Source organism: Oceanobacillus arenosus (assembly GCF_003369575.1).
Lineage (GTDB): Bacteria > Bacillota > Bacilli > Bacillales > Amphibacillaceae > Oceanobacillus > Oceanobacillus arenosus.
Map to the genome: position 1 here is coordinate 123,331 of NZ_PIOC01000001.1, position 20,889 is coordinate 144,219.

The 20,889-nt window shown below is 33.5% G+C and carries 12 protein-coding genes; all 12 read right to left on the bottom strand.

The genetic code is table 11. The features are described from left to right. Positions 1 to 100: 100 nt before the first annotated feature. The 12 genes from CWR48_RS00480 to CWR48_RS00535 all read right to left on the bottom strand — a co-directional run bounded on the left by CWR48_RS00480 (position 101) and on the right by CWR48_RS00535 (position 20,751). Positions 101 to 559, bottom strand: coding sequence for a hypothetical protein (locus CWR48_RS00480; protein WP_115771075.1), 459 nt, complete (start codon positions 557 to 559; stop codon positions 101 to 103). Positions 560 to 681: 122 nt separating this feature from the next. Continuing rightward, complete coding sequence (locus CWR48_RS00485; RefSeq protein WP_170140651.1) at positions 682 to 2,415, bottom strand: heparinase II/III domain-containing protein; 1,734 nt, start codon at positions 2,413 to 2,415, stop codon at positions 682 to 684. Between the two features lie 101 nt (positions 2,416 to 2,516). After that, entirely contained in the window at positions 2,517 to 5,219 is a 2,703-nt protein-coding gene (locus CWR48_RS00490; RefSeq protein WP_115771077.1) for a glycosyltransferase, read from the bottom strand. 6 nt (positions 5,220 to 5,225) lie between these two features. Continuing rightward, positions 5,226 to 6,242 (bottom strand): class I SAM-dependent methyltransferase, encoded by a 1,017-nt coding sequence (locus CWR48_RS00495; RefSeq protein WP_170140652.1) that lies wholly within the window; start codon positions 6,240 to 6,242, stop codon positions 5,226 to 5,228. Between the two features lie 16 nt (positions 6,243 to 6,258). Continuing rightward, positions 6,259 to 7,167 (bottom strand): ABC transporter ATP-binding protein, encoded by a 909-nt coding sequence (locus CWR48_RS00500; RefSeq protein WP_115771079.1) that lies wholly within the window; start codon positions 7,165 to 7,167, stop codon positions 6,259 to 6,261. Between the two features lie 22 nt (positions 7,168 to 7,189). Beyond that, positions 7,190 to 8,014, bottom strand: coding sequence for an ABC transporter permease (locus CWR48_RS00505; RefSeq protein ID WP_115771080.1), 825 nt, complete (start codon positions 8,012 to 8,014; stop codon positions 7,190 to 7,192). Positions 8,015 to 8,041: 27 nt separating this feature from the next. Next, entirely contained in the window at positions 8,042 to 9,298 is a 1,257-nt protein-coding gene (locus tag CWR48_RS00510; protein WP_115771081.1) for a nucleotide sugar dehydrogenase, read from the bottom strand. Positions 9,299 to 9,357: 59 nt separating this feature from the next. Beyond that, positions 9,358 to 10,638 (bottom strand): glycosyltransferase, encoded by a 1,281-nt coding sequence (locus tag CWR48_RS00515; RefSeq protein WP_115771082.1) that lies wholly within the window; start codon positions 10,636 to 10,638, stop codon positions 9,358 to 9,360. A 15-nt stretch (positions 10,639 to 10,653) separates the two neighbouring features. Further along, positions 10,654 to 11,850 carry a glycosyltransferase family 4 protein gene (locus tag CWR48_RS00520; RefSeq protein ID WP_115771083.1) on the bottom strand — a complete coding sequence of 399 codons (1,197 nt, stop codon included), beginning with the start codon at positions 11,848 to 11,850 and terminating at the stop codon, positions 10,654 to 10,656. A 237-nt stretch (positions 11,851 to 12,087) separates the two neighbouring features. Further along, a complete protein-coding gene (locus tag CWR48_RS00525; RefSeq protein ID WP_115771084.1) occupies positions 12,088 to 14,145 on the bottom strand; it encodes a glycosyltransferase in 2,058 nt (685 codons plus the stop codon). A gap of 140 nt (positions 14,146 to 14,285) precedes the next feature. Continuing rightward, on the bottom strand, positions 14,286 to 16,220 hold the full coding sequence (locus CWR48_RS00530; RefSeq protein WP_115771085.1) for a CgeB family protein: 1,935 nt from the start codon (positions 16,218 to 16,220) through the stop codon (positions 14,286 to 14,288). 247 nt (positions 16,221 to 16,467) lie between these two features. Beyond that, the gene (locus CWR48_RS00535) at positions 16,468 to 20,751 is read right to left on the bottom strand and encodes a choice-of-anchor I family protein (protein ID WP_115771086.1); all 4,284 of its coding nucleotides are present in this window, start codon (positions 20,749 to 20,751) and stop codon (positions 16,468 to 16,470) included. Positions 20,752 to 20,889 lie beyond the last annotated feature (138 nt).

Genomic DNA, 20,889 nt, shown 5'->3' on the forward strand with positions numbered 1-20,889 from the left:
TAGACTGGAATATCTAATACATATTAGAAATTTGTTTTGATGCCCAGCCAATATCTGTTGCATATTGATGCGAAGCATATCCAAGGGATTCCATTGCATTTTATATAGCGTATTTTGACCAGACCTTTGAGAAAGTATTTAACACAGTTACGGACAAGCCACTAAGTCTTGATAGATCAGGAAATTGGAATCGCTGTTTTTCGTCATTTACAAAGTTAGTTGGATTTAAATATGTCCTAACATCTTGGACCTTAGCATTTCTCCAAGCACCTAAGCTTACTCGATGCCAGCTACTTACTTCTTCTAGTATGGTAAATGTTGCTCCTTTTGCCATTGCATAAATATAACTATCTGTACTCTCAGAAGCATGAATTTTTAGATTTACTTTTGCTTCGCCTATTCTCTTGTTAACATTTGCTAAAGTACTATGGACATACAATGTAACCACTAAACTAAAATAGACAATTTTTGCTAGATAAAAAGAAGCACTTATTTCGCTAAAAAATAAGTGCTTCCATTTGTAAAATTGTTGTTGTTCTGCTATAAAGTGAACCCTCATTCATCATTCAGTGGGGGTTTCCCTACCATCTCCACTGCACAGACAAGCTTTACAAGGTTCTTACAGCCAGATAATGCGGGATAAGCAGTGAATGGTTGCACTTGCCACTTTTAATTAACCGATTAAATGATAAGTTTGTATTCGTCTCCAAGTATATTTATCAAAAGTACACTATTTTCTGTGTCGAATGCGATATTTTTTAACTTTTCATTTCCATCACCAAGCGCTATTACTGTTACAAACTCCACTTCGTCTCCATATTTTACAAAAGCTGCTTGTGTGTTATTGGTTATCTCTCCAAACTTCTCAGAAATTATTGCTCGGGGTGTTTCACGATCACCTGAATACATCTTTACGTCATCAACCTCTAGCAACTGTTTAAAAACCACTTTATCGTTTTCTGAAGATGCCAATAGTTTATCTTTATTCACTTCACCAACTTCAACATCTGGAGCAAAGTTAAATATTTGATGAAATTGCGTAGCTTCTTCACTACTTATTTTATCGTGGATGATAACAATATTTGGCTTGAAATACACGACTGCTCGTGAAATTTTAAGACCAGGATATGCATTGTTGATTCCTTTAACATAATCATAAACATCATTAGACACAAAATTCACAGTACGAATTTTATTTCTATTTTCAAATGGGTCGGTAATTTCATAGTCCTTGTCCGGTATATAAATCGTCGAATGGGCTTGTGGAGATAAGAAATATTTTCTTAATTTGTCTTTACTATCATAATTATATCTTCCTGAATCAGTCAAAATATCCTTTCCATTATAATACAATGAAATAGACAAATCATCACGGTGTTTATGCGTTTTTCTTCCATATCCGCTGATGAAGGAAATCCATGTGGAATTAGCCTCTGTATCTCCCTCTGTTTGCATAATTGTTATACCTGCATGCGAATCAGAAAATGACGTAAATAATTTTTTTCCCCAAGTATAACTACCCTTTTGTGTATCACCCAATAATGGCAGATCCCGATTAGGCTTTACCATATATTCAAGATATTCATTTGTTTGCGATAGCTTTTGATTAATTTCATTACCAAGTGTTAGTTTATTTTTCCTCAAAAATCTCTCGACCTCATTAAATATTTTTCTAGTCATCAAGTGATAGGAAGGAGAATTTTCTAAATGAACTCCTTTAGAGCTGAAATCCCTATAAACTGCATTTGTTATTCTTAGTTTCCCTTTTTGAAACCATTGTTTTGCTCTCGAATAATTCCCCATAAAAATGGACAAGAGCAGTATTGACCTGTCAACCATAATTCCATGATTATTTTGAACATAGTTCTTATCATCTTCTAAAAATTCCCCATGCTCGATTAATAATTTTGCAATAAGCTTCTCATTTATTTCAAGCTGATCTTTGGCGATATTGTAAAAATAAATAATATTCATTACTCGATTTGCTACTGTATGGTCTACCCACTTAAATTTATTCCGTTCTTCATCCGTTTTAATATATTGAATCCATTCTAAAAGTATGGAGTATGCCTTATACAAATATTTTTTATCCTCAGTAAGCACAAATGCATCACATAAATGACTAATCACATTCAAACATTGCATATACAGTTGATAGGTATTGGCCGAAACATGGTGCTTATAATTCCAATCAATTTTACTACCAAAAGAAATAACCTCTAGACTACTTATCAAAAAAAAGTCATTATTAAGAATACCCTCTGCCCATTCAATAGAGTCTTCGTGAGCAATCGTCGGCTTAATTAGATTTTTAGGATCAATTCTTTTAAATAAACCTTCCACGTCAAATGGATCATTATAAAAGGGAGCTAACTTTTCTTCTAGATCACTGATTTTACTTAAGATTTCTTTCATAAAAATCCTATCCCTTTTCTGAGTTTTTTTCTCATTAATAAAGCTTGTAATGATTTCACGCAAAATGAAACTCCCTTTCATCAATTACTATTCAACAAGGTTCAGCCTCTACTATCAAAATATTGTTCACAATAAGAGACAAACTCTTCGTACTGCTTATTATTTATTAAACGTTCAAATTTACTTAAAGGTTCAACTGGATTTCGAATTAACGGTTTGTAAAGCTGGTAAATTTCATAAAGAACCTCTAATCCTTCTTCCATGTCATCCCGTTTAATTCTAGGTACTCTAGATAGATACCAGCCAACAAAATAACTCGCAAACCTTCCTGTTACGTAAATCTTCAAAAGATTATTTTTCTCTAGAAATACATATCTTTCTCTTTCTAGCAGTAAATATTTTTTAAAAAACTTTTTAGATATCGTATTTGTTACAGAGTTAGTCACGGCTGCATAATACAAATGGATAACTAAATCAATCGCTTTAATCTTTGAGCAATGTAAGATCAACTCTTGGAAAAACAATGTATCCTGTCCTGCAGCCTTTTCAACCATAATTAAATTATTATTTTCAATAATTTCTTTCTTAACAATTAATGCCTGGATACTCTGTGCACGCATATTGGATTCCTTGAGAAATTCATAAGTATCCGTTACGATGCCATTTGAATCCCATTTAAAAGCATTTTTAGAGTAATTTAATACCTTTTGTTTTGTATCGTATTTGATAATATCTCCTACTACCAAATCAATACTGGTATCTTTCTGTAATTCATTGAATAACTGGAAGTATCCATCATTCACTGCTTCATTATCAGGATCAAGGTAAGTAATATAATCTGTCTTTGCTAGTTCTATTCCTTTGTTTCTAGGACGTGAAGCACTGCCACTTCCACCATCATTGAATTTATAAACTTGCACATTAGGGTACAGTCTTTCTAATCTATCTACCATATTTAATGTTGTATTGTCTGTAGAACCATCGTCAACGAGAATAATGTCCATATTCTTAAACATCGTAGATCTTAATAGACTCATGAAACATTTCCCATATAGGTGCTGTCCATTATTATAAACAGGAATAATAACAGATAACTGTAAATCCATTGATTTTTCTTCGGTATGATTCAAACGTTTTACATTAATTTCCAGACTATCTATACTATATCCATTTTCTCTTTCAGTTGGTTCCGTAGTATTCACTAGCTCACTAAGTTTGAAATCACTTGTTGTAAATAAGGTCCGATATTTATCCTTAATTTCTTGTACGAAATTATGTTCAATCCCTTGAATCTTCTCATTTCCCTCGTAATACGAGTCTTTCGTAATATACGATGAATTTGTATACTTAAATCCATTAACCAAATCTTCTAAATAGTATTCCCCATAATCATAGCCATCATTAAAGAAAGTTACATAATCATACGTGTCATATGTTTCATGTAATCCATCTAATAATACTAATTCCTTATCTTGATATGTTTGCCGATTGAAGTTTTCAAGTACTATTTCATTCTGCTTATCATTTACTATTACGGCAACTTTCTTGCTTGGTACATAATTCTTCTCGAAACCAATATTATTTAATAGTGTGTTTATTCGATGGAAGGATGTATGTTCTTTAAGTACACTTCTTACTCCATACATTCGAAGCAAGTATAAATCATTTTCACTTAGATTATTCATCATAAAATCCAATTCATTGCTATTTTGTATAATGAAAATGTTTGGAAACAGATTATTGATTCCTAAACTATAATTGGATAATATTAAGTTTCCCATTGCTTGTAATTCATAAACTCGATTCGCAAACATCGTTTCACTATTTTGAACAGAGTTTAAATTAATGGTCCAAGGGAAAATCTTAAATAACTTTTGTAATGTGGAATGTTCTATACTAGGTGATATGTATTGCAAATATTCAGGTGGGAAAAAATGATTTGGCAGGTTTTTATCAAAATTACGATCAATTATTTTCAGCTGTTTCCCTGCAGCAATTACGCCATCAAAAATAGTCCGTGAATCTGCTTTTCGATTTGGGTACTTCTCATACCATGATCCAGCAAATATTGCGCCCATATCTCCTACCGTATTGTTTATTCCAATCGGATTATTGTATATTGGGTTGACACTAAATTCTAATGGAAACACTTGATCATTATTGCAGTCGTTTTTATAATCCGCTATTTTCTCAATTGCTGTAGTAAAGATATAATCACACCGCTTGGCAATGTCCACAAAACGGTGATAATTGGTAGGATCTTCTTTCGAATAGAATACGATTTTAACTCCCTGATTACGGAAAAAGTTGATTAAATCAAATAGGTCATTCCTTACTTTCACATTGTTTGGATTTCCAAACCCTTTCCAGTCCTCATTCAATCCTCTCCAGGTTGAAGCTACGATTAACACATCAAGCTTTCCAGAGAGAGCTTCATATTCATCTTTCTTTACATAGTAAAAGTTGGCAACATCTTCATAGGATTTAAATAAAAACTCGTCACAAATAATCCCGATATTTACATCTATTCTATTGAAAAACCTTGTACCATTACTTTTTGGAATATCTGATATTTTCGGGAGTACGCTTGTTAAAAAATCCTTATCTGCGACCTGATTCTTAAGCGCCAAATATTTTTCTATATCCACAACGCCTTCACTACTGTTACCTGATGAATTTATATCTATGTTAAGGTGAATGTTCTCGCTCTTTAAATAGCTGAGTTCCATTAATAATTGATTAGTCAATGTTTCTTTCTCGACTTTTATTACTTTAAGACGCTCCTGTATTGGATCCCTTTCCATCACTTACTATCTCCCTTTTTTGTTTCGCAGCTTCCAGTATCTTGTCGTTAATTTACCTAGTTTAGAATTTTTTAAGCTTGAATACCTATTTTCAATTTTTTCAATTTCCTTAGTCATTTCTTTTTTCTCTGATAACAGTTTTTCTTCCCGTTTATACTCGTCTAATAATTGCTTTTGAATTTTAACCTTTTCTACTTTTTCATCCAAGTATTTTTTTTGATAGTCATTTTTATTAGCCTTTGTATTTTCTATTAATAACTGATTATCTTTTTCTAACTGAATTTTTTTTTCCATTAACGCATTTATTTGTTCTTCACTATTTTTAGTTTTATTTTCCAGCATTTTAACTTTTTTATTCAATTTTTGCTGATTTGTTAACAAACTTCTTTCAATATTATTAAATGCCTCTTCAAGCTCATCAAATAATTTTCTTTCGGATAATAAATCATTTTTATTTTCCTGACCCTTTTGATATATTACTCCAATCCACTTACCGAAGAATTTAACCTCAGCAATTGAGATTTCACTTGTTTGTAATTTGAGAAAGTCATTTAAATAGAAGGTTCTTTTATGATCTACGAAATCGTTAATGCCAAAAGGCGTGGTAATAATTAACCGTCCATTTTCTTTTACCAAGCTGGATGCTTTTGTAAAAAATGATTCGATATCATTGATGTGTTCTAATACTTCACCTAGGATCACACTACTATATTGTTGTTCAAATTCCTTTAGTACAAGATTACCCTTTTCGAAACGAACAGAATTCCGTGTTTCTTCCTCTTCTTTTTCAAGATTTTCATTTGCTTCACGGATTGCATCTTCTGATAAATCCAAACCTAATACTTTTTTGCCTTCTCTTCCTAGTAGGATAGCTGTTATACCTTGAGAGCACCCTATATCTAACACTTCATCGCCGGATATATTTCTGCATATCCAATGAATTCTTTCCCGAACTTTTCTTCTGAAATTTGTATCTGTCTCAGAATAGTAAACATCGTATATTTTATCTTGGATTTTTTCCACTTTTCCACCGCCTATACTAGTATCCAAACAGCATTAACGCACCAAATAATATGAGTGGGATAAATAAGCCTATTCCCTTTCCAACAGAGATAATACTACTATTTTCATTGCCTTTTTTAGCTATTTCTCTATTTGCATATTGCTTTTGAAGCATCTCTTTTTTGTACTTTTTTTTCTCTGATTCGGCTAATTCATTAAACCATCTTGTATATCTTCCATATTTGTTTAAAACCTCTACCTTGGAGCCAAATTCCTTCATTTCCCCGTAGTTTATCCACATAACACGATCACAGAAGGTTTTCATTTGACTTGAGGAATGGCTTATAAAAAATATTGTTTTTCCTTTTTTCTTAAATTCATCCAATTTGATTAGACACTTATTTGCAAAAGTAGAGTCACCAACTGACAATGCTTCATCAATTACAAGTATGTCTGGGTCCGTATGAATAGAAATAGCAAAACCTAATCGAGATCTCATCCCGCTTGAGTAATTTTTTACAGGCTGGTTTATATAATCACCTAAATCGGCAAAATCAATAATATCCGGAGTAACTCGCTCAATTTCATCATCTTTTAGCCCGTGCATCATACATTTTAATTTAATATTATCCATTCCAGAAAGATTGTTATTTAACCCTGCGCTAATAGCAATTAGCGAGGGCTGTCCATCTATATATATTTCACCTTCAGTTGGTTTTATCACCTGTGAAAGCATGTTGGAAATAGTTGATTTACCCGAACCATTAAGACCAACAATTCCAATCGTTTCACCTTCATATACTGTAAAAGAGACATCGTTAACAGCCATAAATACTTTATTTTCTTTCCGACGACGTAGTGAAAATAAAGATAACAATTTTTCAAATTGTTTCGTATGGATTTGAAATGCCTTAGAAACATGTTTAAATTCAACTTTTACTTTCATTAAAATACCTCATTTATAGAAATTATAAATAATCCATAAAATTCTCTCTGAATTTCAAATGTACTTTTGAACCAATAAACATCAAAGTTAAAGTAAGTGCCCAAAAATAGCATAAATAGACCGGATCCTCAAAGAACCATTGTCGCGCAAGAAAAGAGTCTCTAAATCCTTCAATAATATAATAGATCGGATTAAGCTGTAATACATTTGTGACCCAGTCTGGAACTCTATCGCCTGCAGGGTCCCATAACACTGGAGATAAATATAAAATCATTCGTACCATTGATTGTAAGAATGATTGATAATCACGAACAAGTGTGGCAATTGTTGAGCTAAATAATGTAAAAGCAAACAAAAATGAAAATAGGCATACAAGATAATATAGTAGCTGAATAAAATACATCGTTGGGTAGAACCCATATATCAACAACACTATACATAATAGAATCATTAAAATGAAGAACTGTAAGCTATTACCAACAATTTTTATTGTCGGTAATAAGCTTACAGGAAAATTCATCTTTGAAACCAAATTCATTTTTTGAAAAACACTATTTGATCCTTGGAGCATTGATGGATTTATGAAAAACCAAGGAATTAGCCCCATTAACATCCAAAGGAAAAACGGAACTTCTCCAACTGTGGTTATTACTGGACTCCCACCTCTTATTCCAAGACCAAAAACAACCCAGTAAATTGCTATTTGAATGACAGGATTCAAGAATTGCCAAAGTGAACCTAAATAGTGTAGCTGATACATTCCTTTAATATCAAAACTAGCCATTCTAATAATTAAATCCTTATGTTCGATTTGTTCCTTGATAACCTGTCTCATCGAATTAAACATATAAGATAGCTTCCTTTTTTTTGGTTATTATATAAATTTATATAAGTTCCCGTAATTAATGTAATTAATATTATCCGCGTATTCTTTAACAACATTTTTCGTATCGAATACTTGGGCAACGTTCATTTTGCTGAAATATGCACTTGTTAGCTCTTTAAATTCATTATGGTCACTTAGAACCAATACTAAATCAGATCCGTCCAATGCTTTTTCTAAGTCTTTTTCAACAAAGCTTAACTTAACATGTGGATCATATGCAACAACATCATATTCAGGAAGGGCATGTAGATGCTCATAGATTTCCATTGCTGGACTTTCTCTTATATCATCAACATTTCCTTTATAAGTTAATCCAAATACTGTAATTTTCTTACCGTTATGCTTCGCAAGTAGCTTCTCTGCAGATTCTACAACATAGCTAGGCATTGATTTATTTACTTGACGTGATAAGTTAATAATTTTCGCTTGTTCTGGTGCTTTCGCGATAATGAAGTATGGATCAACCGCTAAGCAGTGTCCGCCAACACCAGGACCAGGTGTATGCAAGTTAACTCGCGGATGTTTATTCGCCATTTCAATTACTTCTAAAGCGTTAATATCTAATTCATTACATACTTTTGTTAATTCATTTGCTAATGCAATGTTAACATCACGGAATGTATTCTCCATTAGTTTAGACATTTCTGCTGTACGTGCATTTGTTTTAATCAATTCACCTTGAACAAAAGTAGCATATACTTCTGCACCTTTTTCCGTACATATTGGTGTAACACCACCAATAATACGGTTGTTATGAATTAGTTCATGCATGATTTGCCCTGGTAATACACGCTCAGGACAATGTACTAAGAAGATATCCTCACCAATGACAAATCCTGCTTCCTCAAGTCTTGGCTTAACAAAGTCATCCATCGTTCTAGGCGCTATTGTTGATTCAACAATTACAACATTCCCTTTTTCTAAAAACGGAATAATGTTGTCTAATGCTTGCATTACATATGTTATATCCATTGATTTAAATTCATCGTCTTTATTCGGTGTTGGTACCGCAATAATAAACGCATCTGCAGGTTCAGGCTCAACTGAAGCTCTGAAAGTTCCTTTTGCGATCGCCTTTTCTAACGCTTCCTGTAGTCCAGGCTCTTCTATATGAATATGTCCATTATTTAACATGTCAACTGCTTCTCTTTTAACATCAACACCAACAACATCTACATCATAATTTGCAAACATAATGGATGTCGGTAAACCAATATATCCTAATCCCATTGTACAAAGCTTCACTGTAATTCCTTCTTTCTTTTCTTTAGGTTATTAAGGATTGTAATTTTTTCGAACAAAAATTAATACTTTCGATAAACTTCGAGCAAGTATTTCTGTTCTTTCTCCCAATTATACTTCTTTCGAGCATTTTTGCAATTCATACTAAAGTAGTCACGCTTCTCAGGATTTTCCAATAAGAAGTTTACACCTTTGGCTATTTCCTTAGGGTCGTGCGGGTCAATTGTGACACCTACTTCACTTTCTTCTACTGCTTTTTTAATTTCAGGGAAATTACATGCTACAACTGGAACTTCATTCATCATATACTCGAATAATTTATTCGATGATGCTGACCAGTGATTGAAGTTAATATTATTTAGCACTTGAAAGCCAAGATAAGCATTTTTTGTATATTTCGGCAATTCGCGAACAGGAACCTTTGATATGAACCGAATGCCTTTCTCAAGGTTCCTTTCCTGCACCATTTTGATTAACTTGTCTTTTATCTTCCCATCACCAATCAATACTAGTGTACCTTCTTTAAACAATGAATATGCTTCAATTAACTTTTCAAGTCCACGCCCTGCTTGAATTCCACCTTGATACAGCAGAATTTTCTCATTAGGCGGCAGGTTCAGCATGCCATGCAGGTCTACTTTTTCAGCTGTTTGCTGAATTTCCATTGACGGGTAATTATGCAGCACATGTGGATAGAATCCATATAAATCTTCGTTATATTTGGCACGAGTATCATTTTCAACCATCATACTATCCATCCGTTTAATGAAGAAGTGCTCAAATTTCTTGTACCACGGACTATCATAGCCTGTCCTGCTTGTTTGTACCTCATGTGAATCATAGATTAGAGGTTTTTTCTTGAATCGCCATTTAGAACTGATATAGCCTTGAGGCATTGTGTTTAAGTCATTGGAGTGGTAAATATCATAATTTCCTCGATGACCTTTTATAATCATCCGTAAAATTAATGCACTACGAATCCATACTACTCTTACTTTCGTTTTTAACAGCAAGGCTAACATAACAGTAAGAATAATTGTAATCCACGGAATATAATAAAGTAAAAATGCCCAAACCGCCAATAGTGGAATCAATGGCCATCTTTGACCAACTGCAAAGCGATATCCCTTTTGCAAAAATAACAGAGTGGCCGGATATCTCTTCATACGATGAACCCGGAAATGCTCATTCACTTCTTCATATTGTGAAATCGATGGATCATTTGGATCATCGATACATATTAATTCTACATCATAACCATTCTCAGATAAAGAGGTGCACTCTCTAAGCACCCTCGCATCGTTTGTAAAATGGTTCCAGACAAACATACCAACACGTTTCATTACGTTCTTCCCTCTTCATTCATTAATTATTTGTACAAGTTCATTTATATTATTTTCCCAGAGAAACGCATCTTGAACTGCTTTTGTACAGTTTTCACCGATTCGTTCAAGCTCCTTGGGATTATCCTTCAGTTTTACAATTTTTTCAATCATTCCTTGAATATCCTGCTGTTCAAAAGCAAAGCCAGCCCCACTCTTTGTTATTATTTGTGCTGCTGTCCCTTTTATTCCTGCGATAATTGGTGTCCCGCACGTCATATAGTCGATAATCTTTCCAGGGAGCACTGTAGAAAATACATCTACATCATTTAGAAAGGCAACGGCAATATTACTATTCTCAATTAATTCTAAGCTTTTCTTCCTCGTTGTGGGGTGATGCATATAGACATTCTTCAATTGATGTTTATCGATATAACTCGTAAATTCATCAGTCTTTATCCCATAGCCAATGACATCAAAGCGAATTCCTTCTTTTTGCAATGCGCTGGCAATTAATTTCAGGTGATCGATATCCTGGGCTAACCCGAGATTTCCCGTGTAAACAACACGAAATTCACCTTCATAAGTTTTACTACGAACAATTTCATGATCTCTTGGCCCATTCGGCAAGTAAATAATCGGGATATCCTTTTTTAATTTGGACCTTATATGTGACTCAAAGCCCTTACTGTTAATAACAATTTGATTTGCTGCTCCGTACATCCTCTTTTCGAGCATGCGGAAGATCTTAAGAATGAATCGATTATCGAATGTCTTCACACCAACTAAACTGTCCGGCCACAAATCTCTCACTTCTAATATGAGTTTTGATTTAAGAAATAATTTGCCAATCAATGCCGAAAAAACGATAAAAATTGGTGGTGAGCTAACCATGATATAATCATAATTCTCTTTTCTTAATTGCCAAAGTTTAATCAAAAACCGCCACATTATTTCGATATAAAAGTATAATCTGCTAACTATATGATTCGAAAACTTTTTATTTTTTATTGGCACCCGGATGATTTTTTTTGTTTCTTTATTTAAAGCCTCATCATCCCAAAACGTTTTATCATTGTATAAATTTTTGTTTGGATACGCTGGTTCTGTTGTCAAAACATCTGCGTCAATATCGGAATCATTCAATAGCTGATAGATATTTTTCATTCGATTACCTGCGCTGCCAATAACAGGATAGAAGTTTTGTGTCATTATTAATACTTTCTTTTTCATGAATCGTAACGCTCCTATATAGGAAATATACACCCAGTTGATTTTATCATAAATAAATATTTTATGATATTTTAATCCATATCGCAATTGAATTGTCGATTTTGGTTTTTACTGAGATCCAAGTATTTCCGTATATAGTGATCCTCTGAAATATTGGTATTTTCCCAAAGTGAAAATTACATTATGTTACAAATATACAATTCAATTTACAAAGTGTTTAATCACAGAAGACAAGTTTTATTTAAAAATCAGCTTGTTTAATCGTTCGTTAATATTGGATATATCATACTTCTCTACAATTGGTAAAAAATTATTATCCTTCTTTTTGTCCTCTTTTGTAAGTTTTACAATTAGTTCAACCGCTTCATCTATATTATTAACAATAAATTCCTTTGGATAAATCGTATCCGCACCTGGCCAATTAAAAACAATTGGCGTAGCTCCACTAGCCATTCCCTCCATTGGTGCTAGATGGAAGCTTTCGATATCACTAGTCGATAGCATATAATTAATATTTGTTAGCCATTCCGCAACATCATCTCCATGTCCATCAAAGAAGACATGATCTTTCCATGGAGAATCATTAATCTTGTCAAACACTTCAGTGAAATATTCCATTTCTGTTTTCCGATTTTTTAACCAAGGTAATTCCTCAGGTAATTTCCCTTTAATAAATAATTTATATCGCTTATCTTTTTTCCACAGCTTATCAAATATATCGATTACCCGATCAATTCGTTTTAGTTTAGGCAAAATACCTATAATACCCAAATTATGTGTGATATTTTCTTTCTTAGGTTGCTGGTATTTCTTTATATCAACCATATTCTGAATTAAGATTAGTTTGTCACGAGGGATCTTTTTAAGTCGATTAAATTCTTCAAATATATAAGGGCTAATTGCAATTACATTTGTTACATTCTTGTAATTAACATTCTCTAAATAGTTTGTCTCTAATTCCTGCCTGTGAACCCTAATAAACAATTGCTGACCAGGCAGTCTATGATTGGAATAAAACACTGCATTTCCAAGTCCCCATTCACAGAAAATAGCATCTGCTTTTTGCATCAGTTGCTGACTCTCTTCTAGATTGTGAACATTGTGACTGCTCCATTTATCTATCAGAACGTTTAACTGACTCCTCTCACAAAAGGCAATATAGTCTTTTAGAAATTTAAAATCATGACCTGCGAATAGTATCGTTTCTTTTTCCTGGTTAAAATTCCACAGCTTTTTAAGAATGTAGTTACTGACATGTGAAAATTGATAGCGAAAACTTGCTTTAAAACATCTTTCAGAAGCAATTTTATATATCTCCTGATTTCGAAATGCTAAGATAATCTTTTCCTTCGATTCTTGAAGACTACCTGCAAATAAAGGATAATCTTCACCAAGAATCTCTTCAAATTGAGCATTTCGATTTACTATAACTGGTTTTCCTTGAATCGAAAATGCCAATAATTCCTTTAAAGTCTCCCTTTGTTCATAATTAGAGGTAGAAGAATAATCAAAGAGATATCCTAAATCTGATTCATAAATTAATCTGTTGAATTTTTCGGGGGAATCATTTTCTATCGCTGTTAATCCCTTTATCTTCCGGTAGCGGTTTAAGAAGCTTAACTTTTCTCTCTCCTTTACTAGATGGTTACTTAGGATTATCATTGAAAAAAGTGTCTGCTTCCTTTTCGTCGTTTGAAATATACTTATTATTTCATTTGATAATTTCCCTTTATAAAGCAACGAAAAATAACGATTGCAAAATTCAGGTTTTGATAGGATATCATCGATAATCGGTGGTATTAAAATTACTTTATCCTCTAAAAGATCCGTGGTTTGTAATAATAGATGTTTCATTTTATAGGACTCTACAAATACAGCAGGGAAATTTTTGGAAACCTTCTCTAATTCACTATATTGATAATTCTTATCTATTAAAAAAGGAATCACTTTTTGTTTATACTTATCACACAGGGCTAATGACATTATTTCCTTTCCATGCAAAATAATAATATGATAATTGGATTTGTTTTCTAATTCCGAAATTTTATTACTAATATCCGTTGCCGTTTCATCTTCCATCTCTTTACTAACATTCCCATTTGGTAACCATGTGATTTTTTGATTCGTTGACAAGCTAGCCTGAGCCTCTTTCGACATGGGGGATCCTGGTAGAATATCCAGTGCTACCTTTTCATCGCTCATCAAAACTGAGGTCAAGGATGAAAGCCGTTCAATTGAATGGGGCGATACGGTTGACAATTGTTCGATATAAAGTAATATTTTTAAACGCTTCATTCTTTATCGCCACCCTTTATTAGAAAGCTTGACCGTCGCCTAACCTTTGGACGACTTGTCTTATTGCACATATGCAACAAGAGGATTACCATCTATACTTCACTGTCAAGCAAGTACATATTGTATTTTTTCTACCTTTATTATAATAATTGTTCATTACTAAACATCTTCTTATTCTTCTGTATAATGAGTTTCTCTATAACATCGTCTTGATGATGTATTAATTCATTAATTGAACAATCATTAATCGCCTCTACTTCAAAAAAAGCAGTATAACTTTCAATTTCATTTACATATTCAAACTCGGCTTCTTGATATCTATGACTTTTGCCATCTTCGGAAAACCCTTTTTGTCCAATACATGCGGCTTTTGAATAACAGAAAGCATGAATATTATCCTCCACATAATATTCCCCGTATGAATAATCAGGATTTAATACAGTTACATACCTCGTATCAATTAATTCAGAAATACTATATTTTTCATATACATAGTCCTCTAAATATACCTGAATACAATCATGATTGTACTGGTTATATATTTCTTCAAACCCATCAAATACCGAAATCAACGCGATAATTTTGATTTGTTGATAAGACTGATTATTAATCATATCCATAACCTTATAAAAAGCTTCTTTTGAATGTGCAGTAAATAGTAGCGTAACGTCAAGAGACGGCACTTTAAACGGGATGGAAATACAATCTAAAATAAATTGTATTCGATTTTGATACGTATGATTTCTAAAGATTTCTCTTCTATTTTTACTTGATATTTCCCGGTATAGTTGTGGGTTACTGCTTAGCATATTGACTGATTCTAAATCATTACTTGCTAGTGCTGTTACAGGAAATGCTTTAAGAGGAGAATGATAGATTATTGGGATACCTGAAGCAAGGGCTTCAATTTCTATTTTTGAAATAAAACGACTGGATCTCCCTTTATTCTTATTATTTAAGAGGAGTGAATTACCCTTTTTACTATTCGCCAGAAATGACTGCTCCATATCCATTTCTGGATTAATCATTCCGACACCCAATTCACTCAGCTTTGCATCATAATTTTTAAAACTGCTGATTGAAAGTTTCTTTTTAGGAACTGTTAATTTATCGTCAAAAAACCTATTGACTATCGCTTTATTTAATTCCGTCGGGTTATGAACTTTTGGATTCACTCCATATGGTAAATGATAAATATTATCATGATCAACAAGATCCCGATATACTGGGATCAACTTGTCATCAACAGTAAAAATATAATCAATAAACGAAGATATTTCTCTCATAACACCAACATGTGTCGAAGCCCCTAAGTCCCAAAACACAATAGGAATATGATTCGTTTTACACCATAAAGTTATCCGTTTTATTGCTTGGTATGTTCGATCATTTATAATTTCTTCACTATCCTTACATTGCCAGCTAGAATCAATTAACATGAAATCAGGAATAGACTTATTTAACATTTCATCCCACATATCTAAAGAAATGATAGAAACAATTTCAGCTATATTTGATAAATATTCGTCATCAAGTATTGCGGCGACTCTTATTTGTGATAAGCTCTTCTCTTCTCTCTTCTGGATTCTTGTTGCTTTTGGAATAGAATCTGAAGTAAAAACATTAAAAATCTCAAGTTCACCCTGACCGGACAAACGGATAGCGATTCTGCAATATTCAGTACTAGAAGTTGTATGGAATGACGTTAGATGATTGAATGGAATCCTTTTTTTTCTTACCTGCCGGAATTCACCATCATATTCGAGTAAATAGATGATTAAATCAATAGAATCAGTTTTTGTGCCACTAATTTTTATCGTATTCTCAGCACCAATTTTTATTTTTTGTCGATCAATATTAATTAATGAAAAATTTGTGTTATTTTCAAATAACGTTAAGTACTTTACTTCTTGGCTTTTAGATTTAATCAGAAACTTATATTGATATTGAGTTATTTGTATATCCTTTTTTGGGTAAAACCAATTATTTATATCAAAAAATTCTTGAGAAAGATTTTCAAAGCGATGGGTATTACTTTTATCCTTTTTAGGATATTCATTATTTTTTTCTAGCACATAAATCAAATCCTAACTGTTAAATGTTTTAGTAAATAATCGTATTTATAAGACTGAATGTTCGTAATAATCCTTGTCTGACACTTTTCAATACATTAAATTATTATTTCTAGTTTATCATATTCCTACTATATTAGAAATCTGAGCAACGACTTAAATTGCTTGTGAATTCTAAGATGATATTAAAAGGGAACAAGGCTAAAAGCTACCTTGTTCCCTTTTGTTTTTCTTTCCTGCTGCTGTTTATTTATTTTGCAACGTCAACAATTCGTCCTTCAACCTTGGGTACAATGTTACCAATACCTGCTAGATGATTCGCAAGGTTTTCCCAGTCTGAAGATCCTAAATCTGTTACACGGCCTTCTTCGTATGCTTTAGCAAAGCCTGTAAAACCATCTCCGCCTTTAGCAGTGAATGCATTTGTTACGATTTTATACATTTCTTTATCTTGAATTTCAGTATATGATCCATCTTCATTTTTATAAGAGACAGATATAACACGACTTTTTGCAGGTTTAGAAGAATCAAATTCTACTTTTCCACCAGCTACATGCAGGAAGCCGCCATTCTCATAAGGTAGCTGACCAACACTGATTTCAAATGCTTCTTTTAGTTCTGCACCAGATAGTTCCATTATTGCTGGGGTATTTCCAAATGGTAGTACTGTTATTACTTCACCAACTGTAATTGGCCCTTTATCAATCGCAGCACGAATTCCACCACCGTTTTGCAATGCCATTACTACATCTTCGTCAAATTTCTTTCCTTCAGCAAGCATACCATCTGTAATTAGATTTCCAAGTGGTGTTTCGTTCTTACGCACACTTACTTGTTCCTTATTTCCCTCGTCTGAAATTCTTGGGTTTTCTAATGCACTTTCAGCTGTTGCACCAATTTCCGTTTGTGAAACTTTCTCTACTTGAGAAGAATATTGGTCTAATAAACCTAGGGCATATGGATCATCTGCTTTTTCCGCAATATTAATTAATTTACCTGCAGAAGAAACAACTACTCCCTTATCATCAAACTCAACATCTAATTTTCCTAAGAAATTATTGTATTGATATGCTTGAACAATTACAGTAGGATCTTTCTCTTTTCCAGCATCATCTTTTGTAATAACGACTGGTTTATTTAATTGTGTATGGCTGTGTCCACCAACAATAACATCAATACCATCTACTTTTGCAGCTAACGTTAAGTCGTTATCTACATTTGGATTATCATCATAGCCGATATGTGTTATTGCAACAATTTTGTTTACACCTTGACCTTCAAACGCTTTTACTGCATTTTCAGCTTCTTGGATATAATCTTCAAATTCGATTGCACCTGGGCTTGAAAGATCTGCCGTTTCTGCAGTTGTTAAACCGAAGAAACCAACTTTTTCCCCTTCAATTTCCCTGATCATTCCATTATAGATATGACCATCTGCAGGTCTGCTTGAAATAATGTCACTGAATAATCCTGTGAATTTACCATCCTTGGTAAAGTCTACGTTTGAGCTTACAAACGGGAACTTAGCACCTTTAACAAAATCTGCTAACCCTTGTAAACCTTCCTCTGTTGATCCAAGGTCAAATTCATGGTTACCAAATGTCATTACATCATAGCCCATTAAATTCATAAATCTCAAATCAGCCATACCTTCGAATTCATTGTAATACAATGTTCCAGACATAACGTCACCTGCATCAATAAGCAATGCATTCGGCTCTTCTGCTCTTACTTCCTTTACTGCTGTTACACGTTTTGCAACATTATCTAAATTCGCATGTGTATCATTAGTATGCATAATCGTTAAATCTAAATGTCCATTTTCACTATTCTTCTTAAGGATATCATCAAGTTCCTCCTTAACAGCATCATTCACTGCTACTGTTCCGCCGAAGATACTCATTTTATCAACATCTTGGTCTAATAGATATTCAGATACTTTACCTGGTACCTTACCATGTACTAACACAACTGCTGAATCTTCTTTTGCTGCAAGTACTGCTCCAGAAAGAGCATCTGCAAAGCTATTACCGCTCGCAATATATACTCCATCGCTATTTACTCCAAATTCATTTAAAATAGCAATGTTCGTTTCATAACGATCCTTACCACTTAAACGTTTAGCACTAGGAAGTTCTTTTGCAACTTTTTCAGAGATTGCTGAATTTCCACCTAGAACTAATGACTCTTTTGCTCCAAGACTTGTTATTGCTTCTGCAGTTGCTTTTGTTAATTTAGAATCCTGTGTTAATAGAATTGGCAGTCCGTCTCTAGCTGCAAGTGCTGCTACTGATAGTGCATCCGCGTATTCCTTACCACTCGCAACGACTACTTTTTCCGCCTTACCATCTGTCAGTTTGTTTGCAATCTCTACTGCTGTTTCATATCTTGTACTTCCTTTAATTCTTCCTACAGTTAAACCTTCTTTTTCGAGTGTCTCAACAACAGCTTTACCTACTGCTACTTCTCCACCTAGAATTGTTACTTCTTTAGCGCCAAGGCGTTTAATTTCCTTTATTGTTTGGTCTAGTAATTTATCCTTCTGAGTTAATAGAATTGGAGTATCCCAAGCAGCTGCTAACGGAACCCCTGCTAACGCATCAGCGAAATCCTGTCCACTCGCAAGGATTACCTTTTCAACTGAACCTTTTTCCCAACCCTGTTTACTTACTTCGATAGCAGTTTCATAACGATTAGATCCTTTGATACGATCAATTTGTTCTACTTCAGCCTTTGGAAATTCCTTAGGATCTTGCTCTGGAGCTTTTTCTACCGGTTTAGGATTACTTGGATTTTCAGATTTAATATTTTTTTCAATTTCATAGACTGCAACAGTACCAGAAATTTCATGTGTTGCAGCTAGCAATGATTTACCTGTAGGACTGTCTTCAGCAGGGATGAACTGTAAGCCTTCCGGTGATACATCACCTTTCACATCCTCACTGAAATCACGGCTTGAAATTAAATCAATAAATTTCGGCTTCTCTGGATTTGACAAATCATAAATCATAACTCCACTTAGTCGCTCTAATGCGATAAATGCATAATTCGTTCCATTTATCTCTCCAACAACAGCCGTTTCTGGTTCTGGCCCCTTCGCATTACTACGGCCATCCTGTTTAATTTCATCACTGTTTGTATTGAAATAATCAGGCATTGCTTTTGCAATAATTTGTTCAAATTCACTGCCACTGTCATAGACTTGTTCCATAGTGTCAGCATCAAAGATGGAGAAGCTGCGTCCGCCATATCCGTAAATAGCTTCATATTTACCAGTCTTTTCATTTAATCCGTTTTCAACCGTAAGTTTATAATCTGCTAAGCTATTAAGATCAAAATTATCTAATTCTGCTTGTGTGTAATTAGCATAATTAGATGCTTTTAAGCTAACTTTGCCTTTTTCAAGTAATTTCTTTAGTTTCTTCTCTTCCGTGTATCCTTCACCATCATCATTGTACTCACCATATGCAAAGTTTCCATCTTCGTATGCACGTGCATCACCTTCATTTGGTGTGATGATGTATGTTTTACCATTTACAGTGAATGAATCAATTGCATCAGGCATATGGAATGTAAGAATCGGCTGCTTTTCTATTTCAATTTTTTCATTTGGAATAGCATCCATTTCATTTCCTGCTACTGAATGATCAATTACACCAAGTCCATTTACTTTTTTAATTGTATTTGTTGTTAAATCAATTGTTGCAATTGCATTGTTTTCCTGTAAAGATACATAGGCTGTTTTGCTGTCTTCTGAAACCGTTATATATTCAGGCTCTAATTGTTCTATTAATGCTTCACCTGTATTACCAGTTTTAGTATAACGTACCTTTTCATCTAACATGTCTTCTGTGAATGATAATGATTCCACTTTAAAGTTTTTAGCATCAATAACAGAAATTGTGCCTTCTGGATCATGTGTCGTTACTTTATTATCTGCATCAAGAGTCGCACGCGGTTCCCCTTCATTTGCAACAAGCACCTTTTCGCCGTCCGGTGTAAATGTTACCATGTCAGGTAATGAACCTACTTCTACACTTTTAACAAATGTTCCATCTTTTTTAACGAATATAATATGGCCAGGATCTGATTCAAGTTTGCTAGTTGCAGAGATTGCAACAAGGCCGTCTTTTGCCGGGCTAACTGCAATACTAGTAATACTCGCAACATTTTCTGAACTAAATCTTCCATTATCTAAATCTTTTAGAAGAATACGTTTAGAATCAATTTGTTGAAATTCACCTGATTTAAGATCTTTAAAAGAAAGAATATCAAAACCAGCTTCTTTACCATTTGTGACGAATGCTCTTTGTGTTTCAGCATCATATGCCAAAATCTCCGTACCTGTTTCCCCAACTTTACTATCATATTGCGCGATTTGAGAAACCTTCAGTTGCTCCTTTATGTATTGATGAAGCGGCGGTTGTTCTGTTTGTGCCTTTGCCTCATCTGCAAACACATTATAAGGTACAACCCCTGTAAACAATAACGATGCAGCTGCTGCTCCAGTTATTAGCTTTTTCTTAAATCCCATCCTGTAAAACCCTCCCTAAATTATCTTGCTATAGGTCATTTTACATATCTTTTGTTAATTAAGTGCAAAGTTATTGTAAAATTTCTGTTAATATCGTTACTTTATGACGATCTATGTAAATAATCAAAAATGGACTTT

Bases quoted from the DNA above. Each gene is read 5' to 3' on its own strand.
- CWR48_RS00520 (WP_115771083.1), bottom strand. From the start codon at position 11,850: ATGAAAAAGAAAGTATTAATAATGACACAAAACTTCTATCCTGTTATT.
- CWR48_RS00480 (WP_115771075.1), bottom strand. From the start codon at position 559: ATGAGGGTTCACTTTATAGCAGAACAACAACAATTTTACAAATGGAAG.
- CWR48_RS00485 (WP_170140651.1), bottom strand. From the start codon at position 2,415: ATGAAAGAAATCTTAAGTAAAATCAGTGATCTAGAAGAAAAGTTAGCT.
- CWR48_RS00535 (WP_115771086.1), bottom strand. From the start codon at position 20,751: ATGGGATTTAAGAAAAAGCTAATAACTGGAGCAGCAGCTGCATCGTTA.
- CWR48_RS00525 (WP_115771084.1), bottom strand. From the start codon at position 14,145: ATGAAGCGTTTAAAAATATTACTTTATATCGAACAATTGTCAACCGTA.
- CWR48_RS00500 (WP_115771079.1), bottom strand. From the start codon at position 7,167: ATGAAAGTAAAAGTTGAATTTAAACATGTTTCTAAGGCATTTCAAATC.
- CWR48_RS00505 (WP_115771080.1), bottom strand. From the start codon at position 8,014: ATGTTTAATTCGATGAGACAGGTTATCAAGGAACAAATCGAACATAAG.
- CWR48_RS00515 (WP_115771082.1), bottom strand. From the start codon at position 10,638: ATGAAACGTGTTGGTATGTTTGTCTGGAACCATTTTACAAACGATGCG.
- CWR48_RS00490 (WP_115771077.1), bottom strand. From the start codon at position 5,219: ATGGAAAGGGATCCAATACAGGAGCGTCTTAAAGTAATAAAAGTCGAG.